Genomic DNA, 25168 nt, shown 5'->3' with positions numbered 1-25168 from the left:
TCTCGCTGTGCCGTATATCACCGACATGCTCCATGACCGGAACAGTGCAGCACCGCCACCAGCAGAGGAACGATCCGAACCCGTACCGGTCGGGGCCTTCGACGCTCGCAAGCTCTCGAAAGCCCTGAGTTCCAAGATCGTCGGACAACAGGCCGCCGTCGACGCAGTGGTTCGGGCGATTTCGATCGCGCATGTCGGTGCCACGGATCCGACGCGTCCGCTCGCCAACATCCTTCTGGTCGGCCCCACCGGCGTCGGCAAGACGGAGTTGGTGCGGCGCGTGGCCGCGGAACTACGGTCCGGGCCCGACGATCTGTGCCGCATCGACATGAATGCTCTTGCTCAAGAGCATTATGCGGCGTCGTTCTCCGGGGCACCGCCTGGGTACGCCGGCAGCAAGGAGTCCTTCACACTGTTCGACAAGAACACCGTCGAGGGCGATCCGTACACCCCCGGAATCGTCCTGTTCGACGAAGTGGAGAAGGCCGACCCCACCGTTCTACGTGCGCTCCTGCAGGTCCTCGACAACGGCGAACTCCGGTTGGCGAACGGTCAGCAGAAGATCTCGTTCCGCAACAGCTACGTGTTCCTGACCTCGAATCTCGGTTCGGCTGCGGTGGCGGAACGTCGACGGTCCCGGGTGCGGCAGCTCACCGATCGCGTCCGGATCGATCGACCACACCATGGTCACCACTTGGTGCAGCGTGCTCTCGAGAAGTTCTTCGATCCCGAGTTCTTCAACCGCATCGACGAAACCGTGATCCTCGACGAGTTCGACGAACAGACCGCAGAACAAGTGACCCGGCTCGAGATCGAACTGATCACGACTCGGTTGGCCAGGAGAGGCGTCGACGTCGTCGTGGACGACAGCGCCGTCGCTCTGTTGCAACGGCGCGGATTCGATCCGGTGTACGGAGCACGTGGCCTGCGCCGGACCATCCGAAACGTCTTGGCCGACCCGGTGGCCGCCGCCGTTCTCGACCTACGACCAGTCGGGACGCAGCCACTCGCCTTGCAGGCGCGGGCAGTTGGTGATCAGATACAGGTAAAGAAAGTCCCATGAGTGCTCGCTCACGTTGCGGATCGAATCCGCAACGTGGGCGACACATTTCAAACATGTCCGCGTAACGCCACCTCCCTAGGTTGGGTGCCTGCACCACAAAGTGCACATGCACAGGCACCCAGGGGAAGTGACGTCATGACAGCAGTGAACGAGCAGGTGTCCGCCGGCGCACCGGACAGGGCAGATCTCGGTGAGAACGCCGCACTGAAGGAGACTCTGGAGGACTACACCCTCCGATTTGCGCCACGCAGCTACCGCAAATGGGGAACCGGCGTCGTCGCGACCTCCGCGCTCGGCGGAATCGCGTATCTCGCAGACTTCTCGATCGGCGCCAACATCGGCATCTCGTACGGCACCGGTAACGCATTGCTGGGCATCGCCGTGTTTGCCGTCGTCATCATGGCCACCGGCTTCCCACTCGCCTACTACGCCGCACGATACAACATCGACCTCGATTTGATCACGCGCGGAAGCGGTTTCGGCTACTACGGCTCCGTGGTCACCAACGTCATCTTCGCGACGTTCACCTTCATCTTCTTCGCGCTCGAAGGTTCCATCATGGCCCAGGGTTTGAAACTGGGGCTCGGGATCCCACTCTCGATCGGATACGCAGTCTCGACCCTGATGGTCATTCCACTGGTCATCTACGGAATGAAGGCTCTGGCAAAGCTCCAAGTGTGGACGACGCCTCTGTGGCTCGTCATGATGGTGCTGCCGTTCCTGTATCTGCTGTTCAAGCACCCAGATTCGGTGAGCGCGTTCTTCGCCTTCGGCGGTGAGGACGGCGCAAACGGCAAGGGCGTCAACTTCGGATCGGTGATGCTGGCCGCGGGTGTCTGCCTGTCGCTGATCGCACAGATCGCCGAGCAGATCGACTACCTACGCTTCATGCCGCCCAAGACGCCGGAGAACACCCGTCGTTGGTGGGCTGCAGTAATTCTCGCGGGGCCCGGCTGGGTCATCTTCGGCGCGTTCAAGCAGATCGTCGGACTGTTCCTCGCCGTGTACATCATCGCGAACGTCGTCGACGGATCTTCGATCGCCAACCAGCCCGTGCACCAGTTCCTCGAGATCTACCAGGACATGATGCCGCACTGGCTGGCCATGACCCTTGCCGTGATCCTCGTGGTCATCAGCCAGATCAAGATCAACGTCACCAACGCGTACTCCGGCTCACTGGCCTGGACCAACTCGTACACTCGCGTCACCAAGACCTACCCGGGACGCATGATCTTCGTTCTGGTCAACCTGGCGATCGCACTGATCTTGATGGAAGCCAACATGTTCGACTTCCTCAACACGATCCTGGGCTTCTACGCCAACTGCGGTATCGCCTGGGTCGTGGTCGTCGCCTCCGACATCGCGATCAACAAGTACTGGTTGAAGCTCTCCCCGAAGGTCCCCGAGTTCCGACGCGGGATGCTCTACGACGTCAATCCCGTCGGCTTCGTGTCGATGCTGCTGGCCGCGGGCATTTCGATCCTGGTGTTCTTCGGTGCTTTCGGTTCGGCGATCAAGCCGTTCTCCCCGATCGTCGCGATCGTCATCGCACTGGTGATGCCGCCGGTCCTCGCCGTCGCCACCAAGGGCAAGTACTACCTACGACGCACCGACGACGGCATCGATCTGCCGATGTTCGACGAGTACGGGAACCCCTCGGGTGAAACGCTTCTGTGCTGCGTCAGCGGCATCGAGTTCGAGCGACCCGACATGCTCGCGTCGAACGTTCCCGGCCCGAACGGCGAGAAGCAGTACATCAGTTCCTTGGCCTTGAGCACCGACAAGACCGGTGAGCACGTCCTGCCTGCTCAGCCCTGACCACTGCTGTGCGCCTTTATTAACCGCCGGGGGTTAATAAAGGCGCACAGCAGGGTTATGCCCCTACATCGTCTAGCGACTCACCCTTTGTCTCGCGCATGACCAGCAGCGCAACAAAAGTCAGCGTCGCCGCTAAGAGGAGGTAGATGCCGACCCAGCCGACGCCGTAGTTCTTCGCGAGGTAGACGGCGATGAACGGCGCCACCGCAGCGCCCAGAATGCTGGCGGTGTTGTACGCGATCCCCGATCCCGTGTAGCGGACGTTGGTCGGGAAGAGTTCCGGGAGAACGGCACTCATCGGCCCGAAGGTCAGGCCCATGAGCAGCATGCCCACGATGAGGAACGCCAACATTCGACCGTCGTTCATTCCGTCCGGTTCGAGGAACACGCCGAAGGTCAAGCCGAACACCATGATCAGGCCGGTGATGATCAGCAGTGTGATACGACGCCCGTAGCGGTCCGCAAGCCAACCCGAGACCGGCACGGCGGCAGCGAAGAACACGACTGCGATGAGCTGCAGGACAAGGAAATCGGTGTACTTGAAGCCTGCGCCGGTTCCGCCGTCGGCCGCCGTCTTGCCGGTTCCGTGGCTGAGCACCCAGGTGGTCATGATGTAGAAGAGCGTGTACGTCGCGAGCATCACGAACGTACCGATGATCAGCTGACGCCAGCTGGTCTTGAATACCTCGGCGACCGGGGTCTTGACCTTCTCGCCGCGCTCGACTGCGCGCGCGAACACCGGGGTCTCTTCGAGCTTGAGCCTGACATACAGGCCGATCATCACCATGATTGCGCTGAGCAGGAACGGAATTCGCCATCCCCAGCTCAGGAAGGCGCCTTCGAGGTCCGGGCTGGAATTGTCGTGGTTCATGAACAACGTGATGATCAGGAACAGTCCGTTGGCCATGAAGAAGCCGATGGGTGCACCGAGCTGCGGCCACATCGCCGCCCAGGCCCGCTTGCCTTCCTTGGCCGTCTCGGTCGCGAGCAGAGCCGCGCCAGACCATTCGCCGCCGAGTCCGAGGCCCTGGCAGAAACGCATGAGCGCCAACAGCGCCGGGGCCAGTAGACCGATCTGGTGATAAGTGGGCAGCAGTCCGATGAGGAAGGTCGCGATGCCCATCGTCAGCAGCGAGCCGACCAGAGTTGCCTTGCGTCCGACGCGGTCACCGAAGTGTCCGAAGAGAATCGAGCCGAGGGGACGGGCGACAAACGCGAGTCCGAACGTCGCCAACGACGCGAGAAGCGCGGTGGTGTCGTTGCCCTTCGGGAAGAACAGGTGCGGGAACACCGATACTGCCGCTGTTGCATAGATGTAGAAGTCGTAGAACTCGATGGACGTACCCACCATGCTGGCAACCACGATTCGGCTGCGCGGCACTCCGGCGACGGTATCTGCGTCGCTGCCCTCCGGCTTGGGTGGGTTCTCACTGACTGACGTGCTCAAAACATGCTCCTGCGCCGTTATACGAAAATTGTCCAATTGGTGGGATGGTGTCCCAATCAGTAGGAATTGAACACCCGCGGGGTTTTCCGGCGCAAATTCGGTTCGCTAATTCGGCTCAGCGAGCAATCCGCGATAAAATCCCGTAAAGGTGAGCCGGGAAGTCTGGTCGGCACGTGCATTCGATGCTTTACAACGTCGATCACGTTCATGTCTGTTGCATCCGAACTCGGGTGCACGAACAAAGGTCGTCCCCACGCGTGATCTCCACTTTGCGTTCCGAACTGTCCCGCTATCTCCGCACCGAAACGGTGGGCGGATCGATACTGCTCATCGCCGCTGCCGTCGCTCTGATCTGGGTGAACTCACCTTTCGGTCAGAGCTACATCGCACTGCGCGACTTCCAGATCGGCCCGTCTGCACTCCATCTGGACCTCAGCCTTGGCACCTGGGCGCAAGACGGACTGCTTGCCGTCTTCTTCTTCGTCGCCGGCCTCGAACTCAAACGCGAACTGGTGGTCGGCGAGCTCGCGGACCGCAAAGCCGCGATGCTCCCGATCATCGCGGCGTGCGGCGGCGTCCTGGTCCCCGCGATCATCGCGGCGTCCATCGGCTTCGGCACTCCAGGTATGGACAAGGGCTGGGCCATTCCCGTCGCGACGGACATCGCTTTTGCCCTCGGCGTGCTCGCTCTCACCGGATCGAAGATCCCCGCAAGCGCCCGAGTCTTCCTGCTCAGCCTGGCCGTCGTCGACGATCTGCTCGCCATCATCCTCATCGCCGTACTGTTCACCGGCTCCCTCGCGATGTTGTGGCTGCTGACCGCGGCCGCAGCCCTCGCTGTCTACGCCTACGCCCAGCACAAGCGCATCACGACGCCGTTCCTCTACGTCCCGCTGGCTCTACTGACCTGGTACGCGATGCACGAAGCGGGGATACACGCCACACTCGCGGGCGTCGCGCTCGGCCTACTCACCCGTGTCAGGCGCGATCCGGACGAGGAGTACGCGCCGGGCAGCCGCCTCGAGCACCGCATTCAGCCGTACTCCGCAGGCTTCTGCGTCCCCGTCTTCGCACTGTTCGCCTCCGGTGTTCCAATCAACGCCGCGGTACTCGGCGACATTTTCACCGACCCCGTCGGGCAATCGGTTGTCGTCGGCCTTCTGGTCGGAAAGACCGTCGGAATCTTCGGAATTTCCCTGCTCGCGATCAAATTGGGCATAGCCACCAAGCCCAAGACACTGGAATTGAGAGACATGTTTGCCCTCTCAGTTCTCGGTGGCATCGGGTTCACCGTTAGCCTGCTTGTAGCAGACCTCGCATTGGACGGGGTCGGCGATGGCAGCGAGGCCGAGATAGCGAAGGCCGCAGTTCTCGTGACATCGTTGGTGGCATCGCTGATCGGATCAGCGCTGCTGTGGCGACGTGGACGAGTTCATGCGGCTCGAGACGACGCTTCCACCGCCATTGCCACGGACGCGAGAGAACTACCTGGAGAGGTCGACAAGTGAGCTTGACCAACGGAGAGAGCCAGCGCTTCACCGGAGATGGAGTACCGAACACGGTCTCGTCCATCCCTCTCACCGATGTGGACGCCCGCACGCCGGGTGAGGCCACCATCGGGGCCCTCGTCAAGGACGCGACCGCACAGGTCTCCACCCTCGTGCGCGCCGAGGTTGAACTTGCCAAGGCCGAGGTCACGGGCGAGGTCAAGAAGGGTCTGCAGGGCAGTGTCTTCTTCATCCTGGCCTTCACGGTTCTGCTGTTCAGCTCGTTCTTCTTCTTTTTCTTCCTGGCCGAGATGCTCGATACCTGGGTGCCGCGCTGGCTGGCGTTCCTCATCGTCTTCCTGATCATGGTGGTGACCACCGCGATTCTGGCGCTGCTCGGTTATCTGCGTGTGCGCAAGCTGAGGGCTCCGGAGAAGACGATCGAATCGCTCAAGCAGGCCAAGAACGTCCTTCCCGGCAGCCATGACGACGCAAAGCCGTCTGTCGATTTCAACGCGCGCCGGTAGCGAGTCTGATCGAAAGTGGCAGCCCCAGATCCATCCACCGTCAGGTTCGACGGCCCCTGGATTCACCGGGACATTCACGCCAACGGCATCCGGTTTCACGTCGTCGAGGTAGGCGACGCGGAGCCGGATGCTCCGTTGGTGGTCCTGTTGCACGGATTCGCCGATTTCTGGTGGTCCTGGCGCCATCAGTTGACGGCACTGTCGGAGCAGGGATTCCGCGTCGTCGCCATGGATCTTCGTGGGTACGGCGATTCCGACAAGCCCCCTCGCGGCTACGACGGTTGGACGCTCGCCGGTGACGTAGCCGGTCTCATTCGTGCGATGGGTTACGGCAAGGCCACGCTGATCGGTCATGCCGACGGCGGGTTGGTGTGCTGGGCGACCGCGCTCCTGCATCCACGCCTGGTGCGGTCGATCGCGTTGATCTCGTCGCCACACCCGATGGCACTCAAGAAAGCAGTCGTGCGCGACCCATATCAGCGCCGCGCGCTTTTGCCCTCTTTCCTGGCCTATCAGGTACCGCTACGCCCGGAACGTCGGTTGACGGCCGACAACGGCGCCGAGGTGGAGCGTCTGGTTCGCTCGCGGTCCGGCCCCACCTGGCCGCAGCAACCCGAGTTCGCGGACGTGATGACCAAGATGCGGGCCGCGATCCGGATCCCGGGCGTCGCGCATTCCACGCTGGAGTACCAGCGCTGGGCCTTCCGCAGCCAGCTTCGGCCCGAGGGTCGTCGTTTCATGCGTTTGATGGATCAGGTTCTTCGCATTCCGATCGTCCAGATTCACGGCGAACTCGACCCGTACGTGCTCACCCGTACCGTGCGGCGCGACAAGCATTGGGCTCCCGGCGAGAAACTGCGCACCATTGCGGGAGTTGGTCACTACGCGCATCAGGAAGCCCCCGAGCGCGTCAACCGCGAACTCGAGGACTTCCTCCTTACAGAGCAGTGACCGCTACAGAATGCAGGCGCCTGTCGGCACCGGCGTCGACGCCGAGGCAGCCGCGTTCAACTGGCGCGATACTTCCTGGGCGGTGAGGACGAATCCGGTGTCGCTGTCGTCGACGGCGGCACCGAACACGACGCCGAGGACGCGCCCCTGATCGTCGACCATCGGCCCACCAGAGTTGCCCTGCCTGATGGATCCGCGGACGGTGTAGACCTCACGTTGAGTGGTTCCGGCCTTGTAGATGTCCGGTCCGTTCAGGTTCAGGACCTCACGAACGCGGGCTGCGCTGGCCGTGTACGGACCGCCGCCTGGGTAACCGAGCACCAACGCGTTGTCGCCGGTCTGAGCCTGCTCCGGAGCAAACGGCAGCACCGGTGCGTCCAGTCCGGGAACCGCCAGAATCGCGATGTCGACGGCGGAGTCGAAGAGAACCACCTGCGCGGGCAGCGCGCCCTCCATGGTGTCCACCGTGATGCTCTCGGTTCCGGCAACCACGTGTGCGTTGGTCATGACGCGTTCGGGAGCGACGATGAATCCGGATCCCTCGAGCGCGCGCTGGCAACTCGGTGCGACGCCGTTGATGCGTAGAACACTCGGACGCAACTGCGCCGCCAACGGACTGGCCAGAACGCTCGCGTCGGGTGCTTCGACCTCGGTGATGGGCGTACGCCCGAACGGGCCGATGACGTCTGGCAGGCCGGAGGTGTCGAGCAACGCCGAAAACTCCGTCGGGATGCGGCGCAGCCACTGCGGGGCCAGTTCGTCCACGCTGGCGAGAACATCCGAACCACGAACAGCGGCGGCAATATTCGGCTGCGACGAAGAAGTGAGCGGAATCGCGAGCAACCACGCCGCGACCACGACGGCCACCGCCTGTAGACCCGCACCGATGACGCTGTCGACGGATCGCGCCGTCGGACTGTGCATTCCGCTGCGCGCCGCGCGTCCGAGCACCATGCCGGCGACTTCGCCGATGATGACCAACACCACGATCAGCGAGATGCCCGCGAGGATGCGCAGCTTGCCTTCGGTGACGTGCACGAGCAGGTGGGGCGCCAACAGAATTCCGGCGACGGCACCGAGGATCACGCCGACAAACGCCAACGCCGACGCCACCGCACCCTGACGCCATCCGGACGTGGCCGCGATGAGGGCGACCAGAACGATGGCGATGTCCACCCAACGAGAACCTGTCATCGCGGCACCGCCGAATCCTCGACACCTTCACCGAACTCGGACAGCGCTGTGTCCAGGTCTCTCACGTCCTCGTAGTTCCACGGAATCTCCCAGCCCGACACCGTGAACAGCGCCGCGAGGATTCCTGCTGTGAACCCCCAGACCAGCATGCCGTCGGCGCGGAACGCCGGGCCCTGGTATCCGAGGGGATGGCGAACCTGAAACCGGTTGTCGGGGTCGAGCAACGTGCGCAGCGGCACCCTGGCCACCCGTCCGACCTCGCCCTCGTCCTGAATCCCCACCGTCGTCGGCTGCTCCCAGTAGCCGAGCACCGGCGTCACGTCGAAACCCGACGGCGGGATGAAGATCTCCGGCAGCACGGTGAGCGGCTGAACTCCGCTCGGATCAAGCCCGGTTTCCTCCTGCGCTTCACGCAACGCGGTGCCGATGGGGCCGTCGTCGCCCGGATCGGCGGCGCCGCCCGGGAATGCGACCTGTCCGCTGTGCTGACGCATCGTCGACGCCCGTTGGGTCAGCAACACGTCTGCGCCCTCCGGCAAGCCGCCGACGGCGAGAGGGTCTGCCTCACGCGGTCCGCCGAAGAGCACGAGCACCGCGGCCGGACGCGTCACGGTCCCGCGCGGCGCGCGACGCTCGAGGACGGGGTTGATCCGGTGTGGATCGGTGGGCTCGGTGCTGGCAACAGCGCGCAACCACTCGGGAACCGGTGTGCTCATACGACGACTCCCAGATATTGCGCCGCAGCGGCGGCGATTTCGTCCGCACTGCGGAAAGGTTGAGGCAAGACCTTGGCGACTGTTCCATCCGCGCGCACGAGCACCGACACCGGCAGCACCGGCGGTGCGCCCACTGCGATCCGTACCTTGCCGTCACCGTCCTGGACGCCGGGTAAACGCACCGAGTAGTCGATGAGTCGCGTCAAAGCGTTCTCCTGATTCGGATCCGAATGCACCGTCAAAACGTTGATGCTGCCCTCGGCGCGCTCCGCGAATTCCTGAAGGTACGGAAGCTCTTCGGCGCATGGCGCGCACCAGTACGCCCACAAGTTGAGCAGAGTCGGTTTTCCGCCGACCGCTGCGGCAAGGTCGACGGGCCGACCGTCGGACACGCAGTCGAGGGTGATTCCGGCCAGAGCCGAGCCGGCCGGAGCTTCGCCCGTCGGAGTCGGACAGGGAGCCAGTGAGGCCTGGCTACGGAGTTGATCGAGCGATTCCGACGACGGAGTGAACGTCGGCGGCTGATACGCGGACGACGACGGACCCGTGGACGTGGGCGTCGTGTCGTCTCCCCCGCGCGGCCAGATCGCCACGACGAGAGCCGCGACGACCACGAGCGCAGCGAGAGACCATCTTCCAGCACTTGTCATCGGCGATCACAACCCTGCCAGGGCGAGCAGATGGTCGGTCTCGGGGCCTTTCACCAGGGCCGCGGCCTCGGTTTTGTCGGTCGGGCCGAGTCCGTACGACGGGCAGTCCTTGGCCAGAACGCACACCCCGCACGCGGGCTTGCGCGCGTGGCAGACCCGGCGGCCGTGAAAGATCACGCGGTGCGAGAGCAGTGTCCATTCCTTACGTTCGATCAGTGCCCCGACGGCGTGTTCCACCTTGACGGCATCTTCTTCCTCGGTCCACTTCCACCGGCGCACGAGCCGACCGAAGTGGGTGTCGACGGTGATTCCCGGGATGTCGAAGGCATTGCCCAGCACGACGTTCGCGGTCTTGCGTCCGATGCCTGGGAGTTTCACCAGATCTTCGAGCTTGTTCGGGACCTGACCGTCGTGGCGTTCGAGTAGCGCCTGACCGAGGCCGATCAACGACGTCGTCTTGTTCCGGTAGAAGCCGGTGGAGCGGATGTACTCCTCTAGTTCGGTCCGATCGGCTTCCGCGTATGCCTTCGCGTCGGGATAGCGGGCGAAGAGCGCCGGCGTGACCATGTTGACGCGGACGTCAGTGCATTGCGCCGACAGGATTGTCGCCACTGCCAGTTCCAACGGAGTCGTGAAGTCGAGTTCGCAATACACGTGCGGGAAAGCCACAGCGAGCTCGCGATTCATCCGACGCGCCCGGCGTACCAATCCGAGGTGTGATTCTTCCTTCCGCGCACCCCCCGAACGCGGTTTCTTCCGCTGCTCTGAACTGCCTGTCGGGGTGGTCTGCACTCAGACAACTGTACGGATACGACATGAGTGGAGACTCCGTCGTGTCGATTCTGAGACCTTCGACGTGTTTACTTCCCCCTATGCAAGGACTCGCAGTAATTCTCTTTCCGCTACTGCTGATGCTCTTTGCCCTGGCGATGGAACGAGTCGAAGGGCGATTGCGTCGGCTCTCGGTTCAAGAGCACGAAGTAGAAGACTTCCTCGATCAGGCAAGTCACGACGACGTCGCCCGCCTGGCAAGCGATGGGTTTCCCCATGCGTTCGCTCGCTTCCACCGGAAGCGGAAGGGCCGCCAGTCGGAGGCTCCCGAGAGCGCCAGCCTGGGCGAAATCCGGACACAACGGGCAAGTTGACGGCCATACAAAGTAGTCACCGCAGCGGATTCCGGAAGAATTTTCGGCTCTTACGTGGCATCAATCACTCGTCGCGAGCTATCGGGACGTAGACTTCGATGCCGTACCTGTTGCATTGAACACAGATTGCATTGGACACAGTGTCTCACTCATGAGGGCTGAGCCTGTGTACGACGGTTTGTGCGCAGCGCGGGTACAAAGATAGTTAGCGCAAAAATGACACCACAAACGAACAAATCCCAACAAGGAGCGCACGTGGACGACGTCCTGGCAAGAGCCGGCATCTTCCAAGGAGTCGAGCCCTCAGCGGTAGCGGCGCTGACAAAGCAGCTGCAGCCCGTCGACTTCCCCCGTGGACATGTCATCTTCAACGAAGGTGAACCCGGTGACCGCCTGTACATCATCGTGTCCGGCAAGGTGAAGATCGGTCGACGCTCACCCGACGGTCGCGAGAACCTACTGACGATCATGGGCCCGTCCGACATGTTCGGCGAACTGTCCATCTTCGACCCCGGCCCCCGCACCTCGACGGCTACGACCGTCACCGAGGTTCGCGCCGTGAGCATGGACCGCGACGCTCTCAAGGCATGGATCCAGCAGCGCCCCGAGATCGCCGAGCAGCTGCTGCGCGTTCTCGCCCGCCGACTGCGTCGTACCAACAACACCCTGGCCGACCTGATCTTCACGGACGTTCCCGGCCGTGTGGCCAAGGCGCTCCTGCAGCTCGCGCAGCGCTTCGGCACTCAGGAAGGTGGCGCCCTGCGCGTCACTCACGACCTCACGCAGGAAGAGATCGCCCAGCTCGTCGGCGCTTCCCGCGAGACCGTCAACAAGGCGCTCGCCGATTTCGCACACCGCGGATGGCTGCGCCTCGAAGGCAAGAGCGTTCTGATCTCGGATTCCGAGCGTCTGGCTCGTCGCGCCCGCTAGTTTCTTCCTTCTCGACTCTTTCGGCCGCTCCCACTTCGGTGGGGGCGGCCGAAGTCATTCCCTGGACTCTTGTTGTACCTGTCGGTAAAGTGTGTACCGATAGGTACACATCCGATCGAGAGGCCACGCAATGACCGTCCGAGCACCGATTCCGCCCTTCACCCACGAAACCGCCGTCCAGAAGGTCCGCCTCGCCGAGGACGGATGGAACTCACGCGATCCGCACAAGGTGTCGCTGGCCTACACGCCGGACAGTTGGTGGCGCAATCGGTCGACGTTCGTCACCGGCCGATCCGAAATCGTCGAACTTCTGACCGAGAAGTGGACCCGCGAGCTGGACTACCGGTTGATCAAAGAGTTGTGGGCACACGGCGACGACCGCATCGCCGTGCGATTCGCGTACGAGTGGCACGATCACGACGGGCAGTGGTTCCGCTCCTACGGCAACGAGAACTGGGAATTCGACGCGGACGGCCTCATGCACCACCGTCATGCCAGCATCAACGACGTCCCCATCGCGGAGTCCGAGCGAAAGTTCTTCTGGGATTCGACCGGACCACGCCCGCACGATCATCCGGGCCTGAGTGAGTTGGGTCTGTGATGAAAGGATGAATCCATGGCCAGACAGGTAGCTGAACGCTCGGACACGATCCCCGCCCTCGCGAACGTGTTTCGAACCTACGGGTTCGACGGAGCAAGCCTGGCCGTCATCACCGAACACACCGGTTTGGGCAAAGGCAGTCTCTACAACTTCTTTCCGCGAGGGAAGGAAGAGATGGCCGAGGCCGTACTCGACGAGGTCGACGGATGGTTTCGCACCGAAGTCTTCGAACCGCTTCGAGCAGAGTCGGTTCCACCGCGGCAGCGCATCGAGAGCATGTTCGCTACCGTGGCCGACTACTTTCGGTCAGGGCAACGCATTTGCCTGTTCGGCGCATTTGCACTCGGTGAAGAGCAAAACCGCTTCGGGGCCAAGGTGCGAACCTACTTCGACGAATGGACCGCGGCGCTCGAGGCGGCACTCGTGGGAGCCGAAGATTCCACCGGACTCGCCGAAGAAGCCGTGGCCGGAATCCAAGGCGCAATAGTGATGTCCCGAGCCCTGGACGACGGTGCCGTATACAGCCGAGTGACGACGCGACTCGAAGATCGACTGGTACAGGCACTCACGCCGTAACGCATACCGCACGACCACAAAGGCATTTGTGCCGCGGCATGCACCTGGCATGCTCGAAAAGGTATGCACAAGAGGAAAGGAACCCATGCCCTCGTCCGAGACGGTGATCGCATCCACAGCTTCGGGGAAGATCCGCGGCCTAAAGCGTGACGGTTCCTACTACTTCGGTGCGATCCCCTACGCCCGCGCACCGCGCTTCGAGAAGCCGCGGCCGGCGGGACCGTTCTCCGACGTCTTCGACGCCACAGCGCTTGGAACGGTCTTCCCCCAACCACCTTCACGGCTCGAGCGCATCATGGGGCCACCGCTCCCCGAACCGGAGCAGAGCGAGGACAGCTTCACCGTCACCGTCACAACCCCGTCGCTGACCGGTCATCGCCCGGTGATGGTCTGGCTTCACGGTGGCGGCTACTCCAGTGGCGGCGGCTCCCTCCCCTGGTACGACGGCCACGCTTTGTCAGCCGAGGGCGACGTCGTGGTGGTGTCGGTCAACTACCGCGTCGGCGTGCTCGGATATCTCCTCCTCGACGGCGTGAGCGAAGGCAATCTCGGGGTCCACGATCAGATCGCAGCGCTCGAGTGGGTGCGCGAGAACATCGAGGCATTCGGCGGCGACCCAGACTCGGTCACCGTGTTCGGGCAGTCGGCCGGCGCTCATTCGATTGTGAATCTGTTGAGCAGTAACAACTCTCGAACTCTTTTCCATCGAGCAATTCTGCAGAGCACCCCACGGCCGGACCTCAATTTCACGCAGGCTGCCGCGATCGAGAACGGTGAAGCATTTGCCCGACTGCTCGACGGAGATCCTCGGACCGCGCCGCTCTCCCGCATTCTCGACGCATTCCGCAGCACCGCAATCGAGTTCAGCCGGCGGTCCCCCAATGTCGTGCAACCGCCCTTCGCACCGATTTCCGAACTGGATCCGGTGATCCGAACTTTCGAAACAGCGCCGGACGTCATCGTGGGATACACCCGCGACGAGGGATCCGCTTTCGTGCGCGACGTAGCGGGAGTACCCGATCCCGAACGCGTCGCCGAAAAGGCACTGACACAGAACATGTTTGCCGAACCGGCGATGGAGCTGGCCGACGCCTTCACAGCGGCCGGCGCGTCGGTGTACACGTATCGCTTCGACTGGGCACCGACGGACGACGTCTTCGGAGCCACTCACTGCATCGAGCTACCCTTCATGTTGGGAACCGAGCAGTCCTGGAAGAGCTCACCGATGCTGGGCAGCAGCGACTGGCAGAGCATCGACGCACTGGGCCGTCGGATACGCCGGCACTGGACGTCGTTTGCGCACACGGGAAGTCCGGACAGCAGCGAAACCTGGGAGAAGTACACCTCGGCCCAACCGATCGGAATCACCTTCTTCTGAGCAACTTCGGGCGCCTACCCACTCGCGGTAATCCCGTCTAGGATTGCTCCATGGACATGCCCAAGCTCCTCGACGGGCGACTAAAACTCCGCCATCTCCTGCTCGTCGACGCATTGAGCCGTCAGGGCAGCGTGGTCGGCGCCGCTGCCGCACTTCACATCACACAACCCGTCGCGACCCGCAGTCTGCACGACATCGAGTCCATTCTCGGTGTCTCGCTCTTCGACCGCGGCCCACGCGGAATCACCCCGACCATTTTCGGCGAGGCCTTCACAACCCATGCGCGGGCCGTGATCGCGCAGCTGACCGAAGCCGGGCGGCACGTCGTCGAACTTGCCGACGCCAATCGCGGAACCGTCATCGTGGGAACACATCTCGCCGGATCCAACGTGCTGCTTCCCGGCGCTATCGCGCGCCTGAAGGTTCACCACCCGCTGCTCACCGTCATCGTGCGCGAAGGCACGCCCGAACAGTTGCTCACCGATCTGGAAGCGGGCCGAATCGATCTGATCGTCGGCCGGCTCACCTCACCTACCGATGACACCGCGACAAGACGGAACCTCTACGCGGAGTCCGTCGACCTCGTCACCCGCGTGGATCACCCGCTCGCTCACCGCGAGGACGTCCAACTCGAAGAACTACGCGGCTTCCCCTGGATCCTTCCCGGGGTCGAGACAGTGCTCCGCCGCGAGCTCGAGGAGTTCTTCGCCCGCAACAGCCTGCCGTTGCCCGAAAACCGCGTCGAGGCAACCTCTTTCCTCACCGTGCGCCAGCTGCTGGTCGAGACCGACATGATCGCGGTCCTACCGAGCCTCATCCCCCGCGACGACGCGCGCTTGACCACCCTGTCCATCACACTCGATCCGATCGGGCACAGCGTCGGCATCACTTCCTCGGCGACTCGCACGTCGAGCCCGTCCGCACAGGCCCTGATCGCGACGCTGGAGTCCTTTGCAACTGAGCTCATGCGACCGTGAAACGCCGATCGGCCCGTTCCCCGCGAGGGGGAACGGGCCGATGTCGGATCAATCCAGTACTCAGGCGTTTTCGGAGACGCGAATCTCCTCGTGCTCCAAGCCCCGCGACGAATCGGGGACAATCTTGAACAGTGCGATGGCGCCGACCAGGCTGATTGTGCATATCGAGGCGAGGTACCAGGTGACGCCTACCGAAGACCCGGTGGCGTCCAGCAGTGCGGTGGCGATCATCGGCGCCAGTCCACCGCCGAGAATCGCACCACTCTGAAGGATCAGAGACGAACCGGAGTAGCGGACCTTGGCCGGGAAGGTATCGGCGATGATGCTGCCCTGAACGCAGTGGGTGACCGGCACGATCAGACCCATACCCAGGAACGCGATGACAGCGATCACTTTGTTCTCGGTGTTCAGTAGCGGGAAGAACACGATGCACCACAACAGGATTGCGGCTGATCCGCCGATGAACATGTGTCGACGACCGTACTTGTCAGCGATCTTGGTCCAGAACGGGATGGAAAGGAACCACAGGACTGCTGCCGCGGTCACGCTGAGCACCAGGAATTGCTTGTCGTAGCCCAGATGTTGAGTTCCGTACGACAGGGTGAACACCATGAAGGCGTACGCCACGGCGGAGTTCGCCAAGCACGCGGCAAGCGTGAGAGACAACCGGGGGAAGCCGACCTTGAGCGACTCGCGCAGCGGGAAGCGGACTATTTCGCCCTTCTCCATGATCCCGGCGAATGACGGCGACTCGGTGACGCGCAGGCGAATCACCAGACCGATCGCCACCAGAACGAAGCTGAGCAGGAACGGGATTCGCCAACCCCACGAAGCGAATGCCGAGTCCGACATCACGGCGTTGGTCGTCAGGAAGATGCCGTTGGCGAGAACCAGTCCGGCGGGTGTGCCCATCTGCGGGAAACCTGCATAACGATTCTTCTGCCCTGCCGGCGCGTGCTCCATCGACATGAGTGTCGCGCCGGCGCCTTCACCGCCCAGACCGATGCCCTGAACAACGCGCATGGCCACCAGGAGGACAGGCGCCCAGAATCCGATGGAGTCGTAGTTCGGGATGAGGCCGATGAGTGTGGACCCGACGCCCATCATCACCAGGGAGACCACGAGTGTGGCCTTGCGCCCGATCCGGTCACCGAAGTGCCCGAACACGAGCCCACCTACCGGCCGCGCGATGAATCCGACGGCGAAGGTGCTGAAGGCAGCCAGCGTGCCGGCCGTGGGGCTAAGGCTCGGAAAGAATTGTTTGTTGAAGATCAGCGCGGCGGCTGTGCCGTAGAGGAAGAAGTCGTACCATTCGAGAGTTGTGCCGGCCAGAGTTGCCATGGCAACTCGGCTACGGGCAGCTTTCTCCGGCAACGGCTTTCCGTCACTCGTTGTGCTGTTGGATATCTTGTCTGACATCGCGGAACCTATCGATTGGATGGGGCAGGCGGACGATGAAATCTGTAGTCACCGACCCCGTCTTCGGGATTGTCGGCATCACGAGCGTCGTCGATCGTTGTGTTTGGAATTGTGCTCGCTCGAGACATGACTCACAAATGCCGAATTCACCGTCCGCCATACCGGAAAGGGTATAGCCGGGGTCTCAGACGAGACCCAGGAAGCGTTCGGCATTCCCCCGCGAAATCAGTTGGCGCGCAGTATCGTCCAAGAACTCACTCTTGCGAACCACCTCACCGACCGGACGCTCCCCCAAGGGGTACGGGTAATCACTACCCACCATCACACGGTCCACCCCCACCGTGTCCACCAGCAGTCGCAGTGCGCGCTCGTCGAAGACGACGGAATCCACGTAGAACCTACCCAGGTAATGCGAAGGCGGGAACTCCGACGTACCGATGATGTCGTTGCGGCCGTGCCAGGCGTTTTCCATCCGGCCCAACCAGAACGCGAAAGATCCACCACCGTGCGCAAATCCGATCTTGAGACGATCGTCGATCTTGTCGAACACCCCACCGAGAATCAGCGCGAGTATCGACAGATGCGTTTCGGCCGGCATCGCGGTGAGCCACTGCGCCATCCAGCGATCGAGGCGCGGAGAGTTGGCCATGTCCCACGGGTGCACGAATACCGGCACGTCAAGCGACGCGCAGTGCTGGAGAAACGTCACCACGCCCTCACTGTCGAGGTCCAGATCGCCCACATGATTGCCGATCTCGACACCGCGGTGCCCGTTCGCGATGCACCGCTCGAGCTCACGGCACGCTGCGTCGGTGTCTTGCAGAGGCACCTGGCAGAACGGAATCAACCGATCCTTCGCCGGCTCCACGATCTCGAGCGCGAGGTCGTTGAAGATCCGTGCGATGCGACTTGCCTGCTCGCCGCTTCGGCCGTAATTGAAGAATGCCGGCGTCGGCGAGACGACCTGCGTGTGCACGCCGTCGGCATCCATGTCCCGAAGCCGCACCTCGGCGTCCCAGGCATCGGACTGGATGCGGCGGAACTCCTTGGTGCCCATCATGATCATGGCTTCGGTCTCCGACTCGACCTTCAGCCACGGCGCTTGCGGCCCCGCGTCTTCGGTCAGATCCGGCCACCCGTTGGGCACGTAGTGGGTGTGGATGTCGATCAGGTTGCTCATCACTCAGCCCTTGCCGGGATGGAGCGTGCCGCACTTGTCACACGTGCGGGCTTCTTCGCTCTCGTAGAACTTGACGAACACCGGCGGAAGGTCGGCCACGATGTCGCGCACCTGAAGTTCGACCTCGTGAATCTTGTGATCGCATTCGAGGCAGTACCACTGGAACTTCTCGAGCGTGCCTTCCTTGCGGACGCGTTCGATGACCAGGCCGATGGAGCCCGCCGTGGGACGCTGCGGCGAATGCGGAATGTCTCCCGGCAGCAACCAGGTTTCGCCCTCACGAATGTCGACACGCTGAGGACCGTCCTCGGTCATGACGTTGACGTGGATGTCGCCTTCGAGCTGGTAGAACCACTCCTCGTACGGATCGAGGTGGTAGTCGGTCCGCTGGTTCGGTCCGCCGACGACCTGCACGATGAAGTCGTCTCCGAGCGCCATCGTCTGATTGTTGACAGGCGGCTGCAGCAGGTGGCGGTTGTCGTCGATCCACTTCTTGAAGTCGATGACGGGAGGAATCGTGGTCATGATGCATTCTCCGTATCTTCGGACGCTGAGCGCTTGGAGGCGGGCACGTACGCCACGCCGGAAATTTCGATGAGCAGATGCGGGTGGGGCAGTTGGTGAACAGCCACAGTCGTTCTCGTCGGACCGTTTTCGTCGAACAGTTCGGCGTACACCTCGTTGTATCCACCGAAGTCGTTCATCGACACCAGGTAGGAGGTGACCTGAACCAGATCACTGAGTTCTCCACCCACTTCGGCGAGGATTGCCGCGATGTTTTCGATGACGGCACGCGTCTGCGCCCGAATGTCGAGCGCCGTCGTCCCCATCTCGTCGACCTCGACGCCGACAAACGTGTTGTCGGGTCGACGCGAACTGGTCCCGGAGACATAGACGAAATCGCCGACCACCTTGACGTGGGGGAACTTTCCGCGCGGCTTTGCCAGCTTCTCGATGACCTGCGCCCCACTCATCGCTTCACACCTTTCACCGTGACGGTTCCGAGGCCGTCGATGGTGCACTGGGCGACGCCCTCGTCGAGTCGCACAGCTGCGGTGGCGGCACCGGCCAGAATTACCTGACCGGCGCGCAACGGAATTCGGCGTCGGCGGGCGATGTCGAGCAGTGCATGCAAAGCGCGCGCCGGATCGCCGAGAATGGCCGACGTGGAACCGACTACCGTCTCGCCGCCGACCTCCATACGTACGGAACGGTCTTCGACGTTCTGTAGCGGCAGCCACCGCCCGATCACATACCCGGCAGCGCTGGTGTTGTCAGCGACGACGTCGGTGTAGGTGAAGCGGAAGTCGCGATAGCGCGAGTCGATGATCTCCATTGCGGGAGCCAGTGCATCGACGCAGGTTTCGATGTCGACGTTCGGATCGTCGAGATCGACATCCTTCGACAGACGGTATGCCACTTCGGGTTCGATCTTGGGATGAATGAACTTCCTCAGGTCGACTTCGCCGCCGTTGCTCACGCACATCGCGTCGGTCAACTGACCGACGATCACTTCGGAGACACCCATCTGCGCCATCTTCGCCTGGCTTGTGAAGCCGAGCTTGATACCCACAATCGATTCGCCACGGTTGGTTCGTCGTTCGAGGAGTTCGTTCTGGATCCGGTAGGCCTCGTCGATGTCGATGGTGTATTCGTCGGCGAGGCTCGGGGTGTCGGTGCGAGTCTGCGCAGCGTCGTCGAGGCGACGCGCGAGCGCGGATACGGTGTCTTCGGGGGCTGTCATCACGCCTCGCTCATTTCTGGAAAACTTTTGCGGTTTCGATGTTCACAGTTGCACACATACATTCGTCGGTTCGGTGTAGAAGTGCAGCGAGGACTCGCCACCCTCACGTCCGATGCCGGACAGGCCCATGCCGCCGAAGGGAGATCGCAGTTCGCGGGTGAACCACGTGTTGACCCAGGAGATTCCGACGTTCATCCTCTGCGCGACGCGGTGTCCACGGCGCAGGTCGTTGGTCCACACAGAGGCAGCGAGGCCGTACTCGGTGTCGTTTGCCAAGGCGATCGCCTCGGCTTCGGTCTCGAACGGAATGAGTGCTGCAACGGGTCCGAAGATCTCCTCGCGCACGACGCGATCCTTGTTGGTCAAGCCAGTCCACAGGGTGGGTTCGATCCACGATCCGCCCGACAGTTCCTGTCCGAGGTCCGGAATACCGCCGCCGGTCAGCACTTTCGCGCCTTCCTGCTCGGCGATCTCGAAGTAGTCGAGAACCTTCTTCCGGTGCGCCTGCGAAATGAGCGGTCCGGTCGTCGTTGCATCGAGCGTCGGGTCGCCCAGACGCAATCCTGCTGCCCGCTCGACGAGTCCACCGGCGATGTCGTCGAAAATGCTGCGGTGCACGTACACCCGTTCGGTGCACAGGCAGACCTGGCCGGTGTTGGTGAACACCGACTTGGTCAGACCCGTCAACGCTTCGTCGATGTCGACGTCGTCGAAGACGATCGCGGCGTTCTTGCCACCGAGTTCGAACGAGACCGGACGGACTCGCGGCGCAACGGTTTTCATGACATGCGAACCGGTTGCCGAAGATCCGGTGAAGGTGACACCGTCGATGCCGGGGTGCGTGGTGAGGAACTCGCCGGCGGAGTTCGCACCGAACCCGTGGACGACGTTGTAGACACCGGCAGGCAGGCCGACTTCTTCGAGTACCTCGGCAAGCAACGACGCCGTCGCTGGGGTTTCCTCGGAGGGCTTGACCACCACGGAGTTTCCGCACGCGAGCGCGGGCGCTACCTTCCAGGTCAGGAGAAGCAGCGGCAGGTTCCAGGGAACGATGACAGCGACGACGCCGAGCGGCTTGCGGATCGCGTAGTTCAACGCCTGCTTGCCACCCGCGAGATCCGTGACAAACGATTCCTGTCCGGCCGCGGCGACGATGTCGGCGAAAGTGCGGAAGTTCGTCAGGGCGCGCGCGACGTCGAGTTCGCGTGCCTGTGTGATCGGCTTGCCGGTGTCCGCCATTTCTGCGGCGACGAACTCTTCGAATCGCTCCTCGATCCGGTCGGCGGCGCGTCGCAGCAGGGCCGTCCGCTCGCGGACCGGCGTATCGGCCCAACCGTTGTCCAGAGCGCGTCTGGCAGAGGTCACGGCCCGATCGACCAGGGCCTTGTCAGCCTCGTGGACCCGGGCGAGAACACGGCCCGTTGCTGGGTCGACCTGATCGAAGCTCGACGACTCGTCGGGTTCGACATAGGAGCCGTCCACGTAATTGCGGATCCATCCGTCGCATTGTGAGGTCATGGACTAACTATTGGCCCGTGACCCATATCAAACAAATGCAAAAACTGCCGCCAGCTATACCTCGATCGGCATAGATGGCGGCAGTTCGGCTACACAACTCAACTCTTTATGTCGGCGCCGAGCGCCTCAGCGGCGCAGAATGTCGGCGCCGAGCGCCTCAGCGGCGCAGATACGCCAACTGCACGTTGACGGATTTCTCCGCCACCGGCCACAGCTTCGGGTCGACGTCGGAGTAGACGTGCTCGACAACCTCGCGCACCGATGCCGACTCCCCCAACGTCGTCAGAGCGTCCCGCACCTGGGCTAGACGCTCCTCGCGGTGAGCAAGGTACTGCTGCGAAATCGCCTGCAGATCGGGCAGGTCCGGACCGTGCCCGGGAAGAACCGTCAGTCCTTCGCCGAGTGCGGCCAACGACCGCAGTGATGTGAGGTAATCCCCCAGATCGCCGTCGGTGTCGTCCAGAACTGCGGTGCCGCGGCCGAGAATGGTGTCGCCTGTCAGCACGCTCGCATCGTTCTCGATGACTATCGACACCGAGTCAGCGGTGTGTCCCGGAGTCGCGAGGATCCGCAGCTTCAGACCCGCCACCTCGATCACTTCACCGTCGACAAGCGCCGAAGCACCCCCGCGCAGAAAAGTGGGGTCGACGGAACGCACCGGAGCCGAGGTCAATTCATGGAAACGGTCCACCCCGCCGGTGTGGTCGTAGTGCCGGTGCGTGATCAAGGTCAGCGCAACCGGACCGATACCAGCGACACGTTGCAGGTGTTCCTCGTCGTTGTCGCCCGGATCGACGACTACACACTCGACGCTGCCGGGAGCATGCAGAATCCAGGTGTTCGTACCGTCCAGCGTCATCATGCCCGGATTGTTTTCGAGCAAGACCGAAGCGATGTCGGTGACGCGGCGAAGCTGCGCGTAGGCGGGATGGACCGTCGACATCAGCGAACTTCGACGATCAGTTCCACCTCGACCGGAGAGCCGAGGGGAAGCTCTGCCACGCCGACTGCCGAACGAGCGTGGATACCGGCGTCGCCGAGCACCTCACCGAGGAATTCGGAAGCGCCGTTGATCACGCCGGGCTGACCGGTGAATCCTTCGGCGGATGCCACGAAGCCGACAACCTTGACAACACGAACGACGTTGTCGATGCCGACCAGGGCGTCGATGGCAGCAAGAGCGTTGAGCGCGCAGGTACGCGCCGCGGCCTTGGCGTCCTCATCCGACACGCCCGCACCGAGCTTGCCGGTCAGCGCCAGTTTTCCGTCGACGAACGGGAGCTGACCCGACGTGTACACGTGGTTGCCGCTGCGAACCGCGGGAACGTACGCAGCAACCGGTGCCGCGACGGCGGGAAGTGCAATGCCCAGTTCGGCGAGACGCTCCGACCAGGTCTGTGTTGCCTCTGCCATGTGATTCAGCCCTTCGGACGCTTCATGTACGCGACGTGCTGCTCGCCCGACGCGCTCGGCAGGACTGCCACGAGTTCCCAGCCGTCGACACCCCAGTTGTCGAGAATTGCCTTCGGATTGTGGACCAGCAACGGAGTCACGGTGTATTCCCAGGAAGTTATTTCGCTCATGCGGTGAGCCTATCCCGCGTACATCTTCGGCCCCAGACTTATAGGCTCGCGGTGTGGTTGCATCCCAAGATGAGCTGAGCAGGACCTGGCCCGAGTCTGCGACGAAGGCCCGCCTGCACTTTGTGTCGGGTAAAGGCGGAACCGGTAAGTCCACGGTTGCCGCCGCGTTGGCGCTCGCGTTGGCCGAGGGCGGCAAGCGCGTTCTCCTCGTGGAGGTCGAGGGCCGCCAGGGAATCGCGCAGCTCTTCGACGTACCGCCGCTTCCACCGCAGGAGACCAAGGTCGCGGCCGCCGAAGGTGGCGGTGAAGTGATGGCTCTGGCCGTCGACATCGAGACCGCGTTCCTCGAATACCTCGAAATGTTCTACAACCTCGGCTTCGCCGGCCGGGCGATGCGCAAGTTCGGCGCCATCGAATTCGCCACCACCATCGCTCCCGGCCTTCGCGACGTTCTGCTCACCGGCAAGATCAAGGAGTGCGTCATCCGCACCGATCGAACCGGCAAGCGCGTGTACGACGCCGTTGTCGTCGACGCTCCCCCGACCGGACGAATCGGCAGCTTCCTCGACGTCACCAAGGCGATGGCCGATCTCGCCAAGGGCGGCCCGGTGCACTCCCAGAGTGAAGGCGTCGTTCGGCTGCTGCACTCGCCGGAGACCGTCGTACATCTGGTTGCACTTCTCGAAGCGCTGCCCGTTCAGGAAACTGCCGACGCCGCCGCAGAACTGGCGCGCGACGACCTCAACCTCGGTGCCATCATCGTCAACCGCGCCAGCCCGAGGTTCTTGCCCGAAGACCAACTCTCCGGTGCCGCTGCCGGCGATATCGACGCGGCTTCGATCCGGTCGACACTCTCGGACGTCGGCATCGATCTGTCCGACGACGACTTCGCAGGCCTGCTCACCGAGACGATCGAGCACGCGTCGGTGCTCGAAGCTCAAGAATCCAGCGCCGAGAAGCTCCGCGAGATCGACGGGGCTCGGGTACAACTTCCCGCACTCGCCGACGGCGTCGATCTCGGTGGGCTGTACGAGCTTGCCGAATACCTCACGGAACAGGGCGTGTGATGACCGAGACCACCGAGAACGTGACGGTCGGCAGTTCCAGGACCGGCCGACGCGCAGCTCCTGCCCTCGATATTTCGGCGATCATCAAGGACCCGACGGCTCGGATCGTGGTGTGTTGCGGCGCAGGCGGCGTCGGCAAGACCACGACGGCCGCGTCCCTGGCGTTGCGTGCAGCCGAAGAGGGCCGACGCGTAGTCGTCCTCACCATCGATCCGGCCCGCCGCCTCGCACAGGCCTTGGGTGTGGCCGAACTCGACAACACTCCGCAGCCGGTGAAGCTGGGTCCCGAGGCCACGGGCGAACTGCACGCAATGATGCTGAACATGCGTCGGACTTTCGACGAGATGGTCATCGAGCATTCGAGCCCTGAGAAGGCCGAGCAGATCCTGGCGAATCCCTTCTATCAAACCGTTGCCACATCGTTCTCCGGAACGCAGGAGTACATGGCGATGGAGAAGTTGGGGCAGCTGGCGTCGAACGACGCGTGGGATCTGGTGATCGTCGATACCCCGCCGTCGCGCAATGCGCTCGACTTCCTCGACGCCCCGCAGAGGCTCGGCACGTTCCTCGACGGACGGATGATCCGGCTGCTCTCTGCACCCGGCCGTGGCCTGACCAGGCTCGTGGCCGGCGCGATGGGATTGGCACTGAAGGGTGTCTCTACCATCGTGGGAAGCCAAATGCTTTCGGATGCATCGGCATTCGTGCAGTCGCTCGACTCGATGTTCGGCGGTTTCCGTGAACGCGCAACGAAGACCTACGAGTTGCTACGTCAGCCGGGGACTCATTTCCTGGTGATCGCAGCGGCCGAACCCGACGCTCTTCGCGAGGCGGCGTTCTTCGTCGATCGCCTTGCGGGCGACTCGATGCCGTTGGCCGGTCTGGTTCTCAACCGCACGCACCCGACATTGACGGCTCTGCCTGCCGATCATGCGGTGACCGCCGCCGACAAACTGGAAGCGAAGGAAAGTGCGACCGAGGCCGAAGCCCTCACCGCAGCCGTTCTCCGCATCCATGCCCATCGGGCAGTGATCGCGAAGCGGGAGATCGCCTTGCTGAGTCGATTCACCGCAGCTCACCCGAGGGTGCCGCTGATCGGTGTTCCGTCGCTACCGTTCGAGGTCTCGGACCTCGAGGCGCTGCGCGCGGTGGGAGATCAGCTCACTCGTAAGGGCTGATCCCCCCGATCGGCCTGGA

General features: G+C 63.0%; 27 protein-coding genes. 13 read left to right on the top strand and 14 right to left on the bottom strand.

Going from position 1 to position 25168, the window contains the following annotated elements:
• Window positions 1-7 precede the first annotated feature (7 nt).
• Together QM596_RS26540 and QM596_RS26535 are read left to right on the top strand one after the other, a co-directional pair.
• A complete protein-coding gene (locus QM596_RS26540; protein WP_283310295.1) occupies window positions 8-1063 on the top strand; it encodes an AAA family ATPase in 1056 nt (351 codons plus the stop codon).
• Between the two features lie 135 nt (window positions 1064-1198).
• Complete coding sequence (locus QM596_RS26535; protein ID WP_153211067.1) at window positions 1199-2881, top strand: purine-cytosine permease family protein; 1683 nt, start codon at window positions 1199-1201, stop codon at window positions 2879-2881.
• A 55-nt stretch (window positions 2882-2936) separates the two neighbouring features.
• Here the strand turns inward: QM596_RS26535 and QM596_RS26530 are convergent, their stop codons facing one another.
• Window positions 2937-4328 carry an MFS transporter gene (locus tag QM596_RS26530; RefSeq protein ID WP_283310294.1) on the bottom strand — a complete coding sequence of 464 codons (1392 nt, stop codon included), beginning with the start codon at window positions 4326-4328 and terminating at the stop codon, window positions 2937-2939.
• A 173-nt stretch (window positions 4329-4501) separates the two neighbouring features.
• On the opposite strand from QM596_RS26530, the gene nhaA reads away from it, so the two are divergent.
• The 3 genes from nhaA to QM596_RS26515 are packed head-to-tail and all read left to right on the top strand — an operon-like array spanning window position 4502 to window position 7293.
• Window positions 4502-5836 carry a Na+/H+ antiporter NhaA gene (gene nhaA / locus QM596_RS26525; protein ID WP_502943443.1) on the top strand — a complete coding sequence of 445 codons (1335 nt, stop codon included), beginning with the start codon at window positions 4502-4504 and terminating at the stop codon, window positions 5834-5836.
• Entirely contained in the window at window positions 5833-6342 is a 510-nt protein-coding gene (locus QM596_RS26520; protein ID WP_019746625.1) for a phage holin family protein, read from the top strand. Before nhaA ends, QM596_RS26520 begins: the two co-directional genes overlap by 4 nt.
• A gap of 15 nt (window positions 6343-6357) precedes the next feature.
• Window positions 6358-7293, top strand: a complete 936-nt coding sequence (locus tag QM596_RS26515) for an alpha/beta fold hydrolase (RefSeq protein WP_070385864.1) — start codon at window positions 6358-6360, stop codon at window positions 7291-7293.
• A 3-nt stretch (window positions 7294-7296) separates the two neighbouring features.
• Here QM596_RS26515 and QM596_RS26510 read toward each other — a convergent pair whose 3' ends face one another.
• The 4 genes from QM596_RS26510 to nth are packed head-to-tail and all read right to left on the bottom strand — an operon-like array spanning window position 7297 to window position 10645.
• The gene (locus tag QM596_RS26510; protein WP_019746623.1) at window positions 7297-8487 is read right to left on the bottom strand and encodes a MarP family serine protease; all 1191 of its coding nucleotides are present in this window, start codon (window positions 8485-8487) and stop codon (window positions 7297-7299) included.
• Window positions 8484-9203 carry an NUDIX hydrolase gene (locus tag QM596_RS26505; RefSeq protein WP_019746622.1) on the bottom strand — a complete coding sequence of 240 codons (720 nt, stop codon included), beginning with the start codon at window positions 9201-9203 and terminating at the stop codon, window positions 8484-8486. The genes QM596_RS26510 and QM596_RS26505 overlap by 4 nt, the downstream gene beginning before the upstream one ends.
• The gene (locus tag QM596_RS26500) at window positions 9200-9853 is read right to left on the bottom strand and encodes a TlpA family protein disulfide reductase (RefSeq protein WP_020905971.1); all 654 of its coding nucleotides are present in this window, start codon (window positions 9851-9853) and stop codon (window positions 9200-9202) included. Before QM596_RS26500 ends, QM596_RS26505 begins: the two co-directional genes overlap by 4 nt.
• Before the next feature lie 6 nt (window positions 9854-9859).
• A complete protein-coding gene (nth, locus tag QM596_RS26495; protein ID WP_003943471.1) occupies window positions 9860-10645 on the bottom strand; it encodes an endonuclease III in 786 nt (261 codons plus the stop codon).
• 80 nt (window positions 10646-10725) lie between these two features.
• Between nth and QM596_RS26490 the strand changes: the two genes are divergently transcribed.
• The 6 genes from QM596_RS26490 to QM596_RS26465 all read left to right on the top strand — a co-directional run bounded on the left by QM596_RS26490 (window position 10726) and on the right by QM596_RS26465 (window position 15460).
• Window positions 10726-10998 carry a hypothetical protein gene (locus QM596_RS26490; protein ID WP_019746620.1) on the top strand — a complete coding sequence of 91 codons (273 nt, stop codon included), beginning with the start codon at window positions 10726-10728 and terminating at the stop codon, window positions 10996-10998.
• Between the two features lie 255 nt (window positions 10999-11253).
• On the top strand, window positions 11254-11928 hold the full coding sequence (locus tag QM596_RS26485; RefSeq protein ID WP_003943506.1) for a Crp/Fnr family transcriptional regulator: 675 nt from the start codon (window positions 11254-11256) through the stop codon (window positions 11926-11928).
• Between the two features lie 130 nt (window positions 11929-12058).
• A complete protein-coding gene (locus QM596_RS26480) occupies window positions 12059-12529 on the top strand; it encodes a nuclear transport factor 2 family protein (protein ID WP_019746619.1) in 471 nt (156 codons plus the stop codon).
• A 15-nt stretch (window positions 12530-12544) separates the two neighbouring features.
• Window positions 12545-13105: a TetR/AcrR family transcriptional regulator gene (locus QM596_RS26475; RefSeq protein ID WP_283310291.1), complete on the top strand. Its 561-nt coding sequence runs from the start codon at window positions 12545-12547 to the stop codon at window positions 13103-13105.
• Window positions 13106-13190: 85 nt separating this feature from the next.
• A complete protein-coding gene (locus QM596_RS26470) occupies window positions 13191-14483 on the top strand; it encodes a carboxylesterase family protein (protein ID WP_133728584.1) in 1293 nt (430 codons plus the stop codon).
• Between the two features lie 50 nt (window positions 14484-14533).
• On the top strand, window positions 14534-15460 hold the full coding sequence (locus tag QM596_RS26465) for a LysR substrate-binding domain-containing protein (RefSeq protein ID WP_283310290.1): 927 nt from the start codon (window positions 14534-14536) through the stop codon (window positions 15458-15460).
• A 60-nt stretch (window positions 15461-15520) separates the two neighbouring features.
• Here the strand turns inward: QM596_RS26465 and QM596_RS26460 are convergent, their stop codons facing one another.
• The 9 genes from QM596_RS26460 to sp36 all read right to left on the bottom strand — a co-directional run bounded on the left by QM596_RS26460 (window position 15521) and on the right by sp36 (window position 22904).
• Entirely contained in the window at window positions 15521-16879 is a 1359-nt protein-coding gene (locus tag QM596_RS26460) for an MFS transporter (protein WP_047888101.1), read from the bottom strand.
• A 184-nt stretch (window positions 16880-17063) separates the two neighbouring features.
• A complete protein-coding gene (locus QM596_RS26455) occupies window positions 17064-18059 on the bottom strand; it encodes an amidohydrolase family protein (protein WP_020968257.1) in 996 nt (331 codons plus the stop codon).
• Window positions 18060-18062: 3 nt separating this feature from the next.
• Window positions 18063-18584 carry a 3-hydroxyanthranilate 3,4-dioxygenase gene (locus QM596_RS26450; RefSeq protein ID WP_003943511.1) on the bottom strand — a complete coding sequence of 174 codons (522 nt, stop codon included), beginning with the start codon at window positions 18582-18584 and terminating at the stop codon, window positions 18063-18065.
• Window positions 18581-19033 (bottom strand): RidA family protein, encoded by a 453-nt coding sequence (locus QM596_RS26445; RefSeq protein ID WP_019746612.1) that lies wholly within the window; start codon window positions 19031-19033, stop codon window positions 18581-18583. The genes QM596_RS26450 and QM596_RS26445 overlap by 4 nt, the downstream gene beginning before the upstream one ends.
• Window positions 19030-19803 carry a 2-keto-4-pentenoate hydratase gene (locus QM596_RS26440; RefSeq protein WP_283310288.1) on the bottom strand — a complete coding sequence of 258 codons (774 nt, stop codon included), beginning with the start codon at window positions 19801-19803 and terminating at the stop codon, window positions 19030-19032. The genes QM596_RS26445 and QM596_RS26440 overlap by 4 nt, the downstream gene beginning before the upstream one ends.
• Window positions 19804-19845: 42 nt before the next feature.
• Window positions 19846-21321 (bottom strand): 2-hydroxymuconic semialdehyde dehydrogenase, encoded by a 1476-nt coding sequence (locus tag QM596_RS26435; RefSeq protein WP_283310287.1) that lies wholly within the window; start codon window positions 21319-21321, stop codon window positions 19846-19848.
• A gap of 157 nt (window positions 21322-21478) precedes the next feature.
• On the bottom strand, window positions 21479-22264 hold the full coding sequence (locus QM596_RS26430; protein WP_020905965.1) for an MBL fold metallo-hydrolase: 786 nt from the start codon (window positions 22262-22264) through the stop codon (window positions 21479-21481).
• Complete coding sequence (locus tag QM596_RS26425; protein WP_003943508.1) at window positions 22264-22734, bottom strand: RidA family protein; 471 nt, start codon at window positions 22732-22734, stop codon at window positions 22264-22266. The genes QM596_RS26430 and QM596_RS26425 overlap by 1 nt, the downstream gene beginning before the upstream one ends.
• Before the next feature lie 5 nt (window positions 22735-22739).
• Complete coding sequence (gene sp36, locus QM596_RS26420) at window positions 22740-22904, bottom strand: Sp36 family protein (RefSeq protein ID WP_003943454.1); 165 nt, start codon at window positions 22902-22904, stop codon at window positions 22740-22742.
• Window positions 22905-22957: 53 nt separating this feature from the next.
• On the opposite strand from sp36, the gene bagA reads away from it, so the two are divergent.
• Complete coding sequence (gene bagA / locus QM596_RS26415; protein ID WP_019746607.1) at window positions 22958-23971, top strand: ATPase BagA; 1014 nt, start codon at window positions 22958-22960, stop codon at window positions 23969-23971.
• Entirely contained in the window at window positions 23971-25149 is a 1179-nt protein-coding gene (bagB, locus tag QM596_RS26410; protein WP_029254327.1) for an ATPase BagB, read from the top strand. Before bagA ends, bagB begins: the two co-directional genes overlap by 1 nt.
• The last annotated feature ends 19 nt before the right edge of the window (window positions 25150-25168 follow it).

Source organism: Rhodococcus sp. IEGM 1406 (assembly GCF_030056745.1).
Classification (GTDB): Bacteria; Actinomycetota; Actinomycetes; order Mycobacteriales; family Mycobacteriaceae; genus Rhodococcus_F; species Rhodococcus_F erythropolis.
The sequence above is the reverse complement of the archived record's forward strand: the minus strand, read 5'-3'. Positions and strand labels throughout refer to the sequence as shown.

Excerpts from the sequence above, each read along its gene's own strand:
- QM596_RS26535 (WP_153211067.1), top strand. The coding sequence starts at position 1,199 with ATGACAGCAGTGAACGAGCAGGTGTCCGCCGGCGCACCGGACAGGGCA.
- QM596_RS26510 (WP_019746623.1), bottom strand. The coding sequence starts at position 8,487 with ATGACAGGTTCTCGTTGGGTGGACATCGCCATCGTTCTGGTCGCCCTC.
- QM596_RS26505 (WP_019746622.1), bottom strand. The coding sequence starts at position 9,203 with ATGAGCACACCGGTTCCCGAGTGGTTGCGCGCTGTTGCCAGCACCGAG.
- QM596_RS26500 (WP_020905971.1), bottom strand. The coding sequence starts at position 9,853 with ATGACAAGTGCTGGAAGATGGTCTCTCGCTGCGCTCGTGGTCGTCGCG.
- QM596_RS26490 (WP_019746620.1), top strand. The coding sequence starts at position 10,726 with ATGCAAGGACTCGCAGTAATTCTCTTTCCGCTACTGCTGATGCTCTTT.
- QM596_RS26480 (WP_019746619.1), top strand. The coding sequence starts at position 12,059 with ATGACCGTCCGAGCACCGATTCCGCCCTTCACCCACGAAACCGCCGTC.
- QM596_RS26475 (WP_283310291.1), top strand. The coding sequence starts at position 12,545 with ATGGCCAGACAGGTAGCTGAACGCTCGGACACGATCCCCGCCCTCGCG.
- QM596_RS26470 (WP_133728584.1), top strand. The coding sequence starts at position 13,191 with ATGCCCTCGTCCGAGACGGTGATCGCATCCACAGCTTCGGGGAAGATC.
- QM596_RS26465 (WP_283310290.1), top strand. The coding sequence starts at position 14,534 with ATGGACATGCCCAAGCTCCTCGACGGGCGACTAAAACTCCGCCATCTC.
- QM596_RS26460 (WP_047888101.1), bottom strand. The coding sequence starts at position 16,879 with ATGTCAGACAAGATATCCAACAGCACAACGAGTGACGGAAAGCCGTTG.
- QM596_RS26455 (WP_020968257.1), bottom strand. The coding sequence starts at position 18,059 with ATGAGCAACCTGATCGACATCCACACCCACTACGTGCCCAACGGGTGG.
- QM596_RS26450 (WP_003943511.1), bottom strand. The coding sequence starts at position 18,584 with ATGACCACGATTCCTCCCGTCATCGACTTCAAGAAGTGGATCGACGAC.
- QM596_RS26445 (WP_019746612.1), bottom strand. The coding sequence starts at position 19,033 with ATGAGTGGGGCGCAGGTCATCGAGAAGCTGGCAAAGCCGCGCGGAAAG.
- QM596_RS26440 (WP_283310288.1), bottom strand. The coding sequence starts at position 19,803 with ATGACAGCCCCCGAAGACACCGTATCCGCGCTCGCGCGTCGCCTCGAC.
- QM596_RS26435 (WP_283310287.1), bottom strand. The coding sequence starts at position 21,321 with ATGACCTCACAATGCGACGGATGGATCCGCAATTACGTGGACGGCTCC.
- QM596_RS26430 (WP_020905965.1), bottom strand. The coding sequence starts at position 22,264 with ATGTCGACGGTCCATCCCGCCTACGCGCAGCTTCGCCGCGTCACCGAC.
- QM596_RS26425 (WP_003943508.1), bottom strand. The coding sequence starts at position 22,734 with ATGGCAGAGGCAACACAGACCTGGTCGGAGCGTCTCGCCGAACTGGGC.
- sp36 (WP_003943454.1), bottom strand. The coding sequence starts at position 22,904 with ATGAGCGAAATAACTTCCTGGGAATACACCGTGACTCCGTTGCTGGTC.
- bagB (WP_029254327.1), top strand. The coding sequence starts at position 23,971 with ATGACCGAGACCACCGAGAACGTGACGGTCGGCAGTTCCAGGACCGGC.